Below are 278 nucleotides of genomic sequence, written 5' to 3' on the forward strand. Positions count from 1 at the left end.
GTTTTGGTATTTTTTTCTTCACGTTATCAGTTACTCCGTATTCTTTTAAATCTTGGCTGCCTCTATGAGTAACGGTTTGGCTATTTACAGTGACATCAGACACACTTAGTTTTTCTAATGTTGTCTGTGGCTGATGTGGAGTTGTTTCTTCTGTAATTTCATTTGGTTGTTCTAACTTCCTATTTGCTGTAATTACTTCTTGGTTATTTTTAATCTCGGTGTTACCAAGAGTAGGTAGCTGTGTATGTTGGGTACGTTCGGGTTTTGGATGATTGTGC

Annotated in this window: 1 protein-coding gene; it reads right to left on the minus strand. The window is 37.1% G+C overall.

The annotated features are described in order from the left end of the window. Positions 1-278: hypothetical protein (locus P2081_RS20755; protein ID WP_278924680.1), on the minus strand; the 278-nt coding region annotated here is incomplete at both ends.

The sequence above is a fragment of the Pseudophaeobacter profundi genome (assembly GCF_029697505.1).
Lineage (GTDB): Bacteria > Pseudomonadota > Alphaproteobacteria > Rhodobacterales > Rhodobacteraceae > Pseudophaeobacter > Pseudophaeobacter profundi.